Here is a 4,833-nt window from a genome sequence, read left to right as displayed (position 1 = left end):
GATCCACAAAGGGATCGAGAAGATACTTGAGAACAAGACAGACCTGCAGGGTATAACCATCGTGGACAGGATATGCTATCTTGCTGCTCTGACCAACGAAGAAGCCTATGTTGGTTGTGTGGAAAAGCTCGCAGATATCGAAGTACCAGAAAGGGCACAGTATATTCGTGTGATAATGGAAGAACTTTCCAGGATACAGAGCCATTTGCTGGGAATGGGAGAATATGCTTCCTTTGTTGGTTTTGTGAGCATGTTCATGTACACCATCAAGGAAAGGGAAGATCTTATGAGCGTTATGGACTCTGTTACAGGAGCACGTATCACACATTCTTTCCTGCGTTTTGGTGGTGTAAAGGACGATCTTCCGGAAGGTTTCAAGGAAGATGTAAAGTATGTCTTTGGAAATCTGAGAAAGGCCATTGACAATTATGAGGAGCTGTTCAGCACAGATTCCATTTATAAAGCAAGGACCGTGGGTATTGGTACGCTTACTGCAGAGGTTGCGAAGGATATCGGAGTATCCGGTCCTCCGCTGCGTGCAACTGGAGTTGCCTTTGATATCCGTAAGGATGAACCTTATCTTGTTTACAAGTACCTGGATTTCAAAGTATGTACCCAGACGGCAGGGGATGTGTTCGCCAGGGTGCAGGTGCGCCTTGATGAGATGCGTGAAAGCATGTACATAATCGAGCAGTGCCTTGACCAGATGCCTAAGGGACCTATATTCCCGGAAGGAACTGCCTATGGACGCAGATCCCCGGTCATGAGGATACCTGCCGGAGAAGTGTTCCACCGCGTGGAGGACCCAAGAGGTGAAATGGGATTCTACATGGTTTCTGACGGTTCTGATAAACCGTATCGTGTGAAGATAAGAGGACCTGTATATCCTACATTGCAGGCATTACCTCCACTTCTGAAAGGAGTGCCAGTTGCTGATATTGTGGCAATTGCCGGAAGCATGGACACATGTACAAGTGAGGTTGACAGGTGATCATGATGGAAATACCAGAAATTCTTTTCAATCCCTGGATACGCGGTATTCTGGGACTTTGCCTTATGGGTGCTATATTCATGGGTGCAATGATAGCTGTTTGGTTCGAGCGTAAATTATCAGCTGACATTCAGCAGCGTCATGGTCCCAACAGGGTCGGTCCCCATGGAATTTTTCAGCTTGTAGCAGATGCAATAAAATTGTTCACAAAGGAAGATATTATACCTGCTAATGCTGATAAGTTCCTCTTTGTCTTTGCACCTATCGTCCTCATGGGATCTGTTTTCCTGATGCTTGTGGCTATTCCTTTCGGCGCTGTGATCATAAACGGTAATACGTATCCTATAGCTGCTACTGATATGGATATAAGTATTCTTTACATTGAGGCTGTGTCCGCTGTTTCTGTAATTGGTATTTTTATGATAGCCTACAGTTCAAACAACAAGTATTCCCTGCTTGGTGCATTCAGGAACTTCGCACGTATGATCGGTTATGAGGTTCCCCTTGGGATCTGTGTTGTAAGTGTCGCTATAATGGCCGGATCTTTGAATATTGTAGACATTGCACAGGCTCAAAGTCCACTGTGGTTCATTATCATGCAGCCCCTTGGGTTCATAGTGTTCTTTATAGCTCTCATGGCAGATATGGGCCGGCTGCCTTTTGACCAGAACGAATCTGAGGAAGAGCTCATTGCCGGGTGGATCACAGAATACACGGGTATGCGTTTTGGTCTTGGTTTCTTTGCAGAATATATTCACCTGATACTTGGGTCCATGCTTGTGGTCCTGCTGTTCCTGGGTGGATGGAACCTGCCTGAAATGCTTACTTCTAACATGCTCCTTGGGATCATCCTGCCCACAGCTTTCTTCCTGGGCAAGGTAGCCATAGTGATGTTGGCGATCATAATGATCAGATGGGCTGTTCCAAGGTTCAGGATCGACCAGGTAGTCGACCTGAGCTGGAAGAGGCTATTGCCCCTGTCTTTGCTGAATCTGGGATGGGTCATATTACTGGCCCTGCTGGGAGTGTGACAATATGGTTCTAAAAAATATCAAAAAGGCATTAAATCATATTTATTTCAAGCCCCCGGTAACCAGGATGTGTCCGGAAGAGCCCACCAGGCTTGCCGATAGGTTCAGGGGTCTTCAAAAGCTGGATAAAAGCAAGTGTATAGGTTGCGGGATATGTGCTAACACCTGTCCTAACAACGCGATCAAGATCATCAAGGCCAGGATCGGTCCCGACAGCAGCAAGAAGAGATGGTTCCCATCTATCGATGTCGGACATTGCCTGTTCTGCGGGCTGTGTATAGACCAGTGTCCTAAAGGAGCTCTTTCAAGCACTAAGGTATACCTGACAGGTGTCATTAGATGGGAGCACAATGATCTTCTCTTTACGCCGGACATGCTGGCAAGAGAGGTTGACATAAACGCTGAAAAAGAAGCTGGTGAGGAGGTAAGCAGATGGACACCTCAATAATTGCAGATGTTCTGGAAATAATGGTATTTGCTGTAATGGCCCTGTTATCCATATCTTTCGCCCTGATAGTGGTCACAGCGAAGGATATAGTCAGGTCTGCATTGTCCCTGATAGTGGTCATGTTCGTCGTAGCAGGTTTGTACATACTACTGAATGCCCAGTTCCTTGGGGTCATTCAGGTACTGGTGTACGTGGGAGCTATCGGTGTACTGATACTGTTCGCGGTCATGCTCACGAAAAAGGATTTTGGAAGTGATAAGGATGCTGAATAAACATTTTACTATTATGCAGATCCTGACTTCAGTGTATAAGTTCTTCAGACCGCGTATAGCAGGTATGATAGTAGCTATTCTTTTCCTTGCAATAGTTATCATATCAATAGGCTTTACCAACTGGAACCCTGTGGACCAGATCCCGCAGAACCCTATGGACCAGAGTAACATTCAGGGAATAGGTATGTTGATATTTACTGACTTTGTTATACCGTTTGAAATACTTTCTATTGTATTGCTGGCTACCCTTATGGGAGCTATCTACATGGCAAAAGGAGATGGTACCGAATGATACCATTATTTTATTATCTTGCACTTTCAGCTATCATATTCTCAATAGGTCTCTTTGGGTTCATGACCCAGAGAAGTGGTATCAGGATGCTTATGTGCGTGGAGCTGATGCTGAACGCCGCCAACATCAACCTGGTGGCATTCTCAAGCTATAATGCAGACCTTACGGGGCAGGTGTTTGCTTTGTATTCCATTGCTCTTGCAGCAGCTGAGACGGCCATTGGTTTTGCGATCCTGATGTCCATCTATAGAGTGAGGGATATGATCGATCTTGACAAGATCAATGTATTGAGGTGGTAAAAATGGCGATAGAAGACATGGCATTTTTAATACCTGTACTGCCGGCACTTGCTTTCGTGCTCACGTTCTTCCTGGGTAAGAAGCTTCCAAATGGCGGAGCCATCATCCCCATTATTGCTATCTTTACCTCTTTCGTGATCTCATTGATGATCACACTGAACCTGTTGCAGAACCCCGAGCAGGTTATTTCTCAGTCGTACGACTGGTTTGCCATACTCAATGTGGGTGTACTTATTGATCCCCTGGCTGCTGTGATGCTGTCCATGGTTTCCTTTGTCAGTTTGCTTATCCACATCTATGCTGTTGGCTACATGTCCCATGACAAAGCTCAGCCCAGATACTTTGCAGAGACAGCCCTCTTCACAGCTGCAATGCTCGGAGTGGTCCTTTCTGACAATATCCTTCAGTTCTTCATATGCTGGGAACTCGTGGGCCTGTGTTCTTACCTGCTCATTGGCTTCTGGTTCGAAAAACCATCAGCCGCTTCTGCAGCCAAAAAGGCTTTCCTGACCACAAGGGTTGGTGACGTGATGTTCCTTGCAGGTATCATCCTGCTATTTGCCGACATCTTCAGGATACTCAACGGTTCCATCCCTGAAGGCGTATATGTTCTAAGGTTCGATGAGATCTTCACTCATATACCTGAAATAGCAGCCCTAAACACACAGATCTTCGGATTTGAGGTAAGTCATCTGACCATTATCACTCTGCTCTTCTTCGGAGGCGCCGTAGGTAAATCCGGTCAGTTCCCTCTGCATGTGTGGCTGCCGGATGCAATGGAAGGTCCGACTACCGTTTCTGCTCTCATCCATGCGGCAACAATGGTTACAGCCGGTGTATACCTGGTTGCAAGGACATTCCCCATGTTCCTTGCAGCTCCTTATTCATTGCTCGTAGTTGCATATCTTGGAGCCTTCACTGCTCTGTTTGCGGCTACCATGGGACTCGTTATGAACGATATCAAGCGTGTTCTGGCTTTTTCCACTATCAGTCAGCTTGGATATATGATGCTCGGACTTGGAATGGGTGCAGTCATCGGAGTAACCGCAGTTGGAGATTCACTGTTCCACCTAATCAACCACGCATTCTTCAAGGCACTTCTTTTCCTGTGTGCCGGAAGTGTGATCCACGCAGTTGGAACTCAGGATATAAGACAGATGGGTGGCGTGAGAAAAGTCATGCCTATAACATTTGCGACCATGCTGATCGCGTCACTGGCTCTGGCAGGTTTCGGTATCCCGGGCACTTCCATCGGTGTAAGTGGCTTCTTCAGTAAGGATCCAATAATCGAAGCAGCATATCTTTTCGGTGAGTCCACAGAAAACTGGTTGCCCTATGTATTCTCGATAGTGGCTGCTTTGCTCACATCTATCTATATATTCAGATTGATCTTCATGACCTTTACAGGTAAGCCAAGGACCAATTATAAAGGGCACGAATCTCCATCCGTGATGACCGTTCCCCTAATGATATTGGGTGTTCTGGCACTTGTATTCGGTG

General features: G+C 46.2%; 7 protein-coding genes. All 7 read left to right on the top strand.

Annotated features, from left to right (window positions below):
* Window positions 1–991: F420H2 dehydrogenase subunit FpoD (fpoD, locus tag AB7U21_RS10330; RefSeq protein ID WP_428388829.1), on the top strand; the 991-nt coding region annotated here is incomplete at its 5' end.
* Between the two features lie 5 nt (window positions 992–996).
* Window positions 997–2,022: a F420H2 dehydrogenase subunit FpoH gene (fpoH, locus tag AB7U21_RS10325; protein ID WP_428388831.1), complete on the top strand. Its 1,026-nt coding sequence runs from the start codon at window positions 997–999 to the stop codon at window positions 2,020–2,022.
* Window positions 2,023–2,026: 4 nt separating this feature from the next.
* Window positions 2,027–2,470, top strand: a complete 444-nt coding sequence (fpoI, locus tag AB7U21_RS10320) for a F420H2 dehydrogenase subunit FpoI (protein WP_428388826.1) — start codon at window positions 2,027–2,029, stop codon at window positions 2,468–2,470.
* The gene (locus AB7U21_RS10315) at window positions 2,455–2,742 is read left to right on the top strand and encodes an NADH-quinone oxidoreductase subunit J (RefSeq protein ID WP_428388824.1); all 288 of its coding nucleotides are present in this window, start codon (window positions 2,455–2,457) and stop codon (window positions 2,740–2,742) included. The genes fpoI and AB7U21_RS10315 overlap by 16 nt, the downstream gene beginning before the upstream one ends.
* Window positions 2,743–2,755: 13 nt before the next feature.
* On the top strand, window positions 2,756–3,034 hold the full coding sequence (gene fpoJ / locus AB7U21_RS10310) for a F420H2 dehydrogenase subunit FpoJ (RefSeq protein WP_428388822.1): 279 nt from the start codon (window positions 2,756–2,758) through the stop codon (window positions 3,032–3,034).
* Window positions 3,031–3,333, top strand: a complete 303-nt coding sequence (fpoK, locus tag AB7U21_RS10305; RefSeq protein ID WP_428388820.1) for a F420H2 dehydrogenase subunit FpoK — start codon at window positions 3,031–3,033, stop codon at window positions 3,331–3,333. The genes fpoJ and fpoK overlap by 4 nt, the downstream gene beginning before the upstream one ends.
* A 2-nt stretch (window positions 3,334–3,335) precedes the next feature.
* A partial coding sequence (gene nuoL, locus AB7U21_RS10300; RefSeq protein ID WP_428388818.1) for an NADH-quinone oxidoreductase subunit L occupies window positions 3,336–4,833 on the top strand: 1,498 nt, incomplete at its 3' end.

Origin of the sequence: Methanomethylovorans sp. (genome assembly GCF_050177135.1) — an archaeon.
Taxonomy (GTDB): Archaea; Halobacteriota; Methanosarcinia; order Methanosarcinales; family Methanosarcinaceae; genus Methanomethylovorans.
This window is presented reverse-complemented; position numbering and strand designations above follow the sequence as displayed.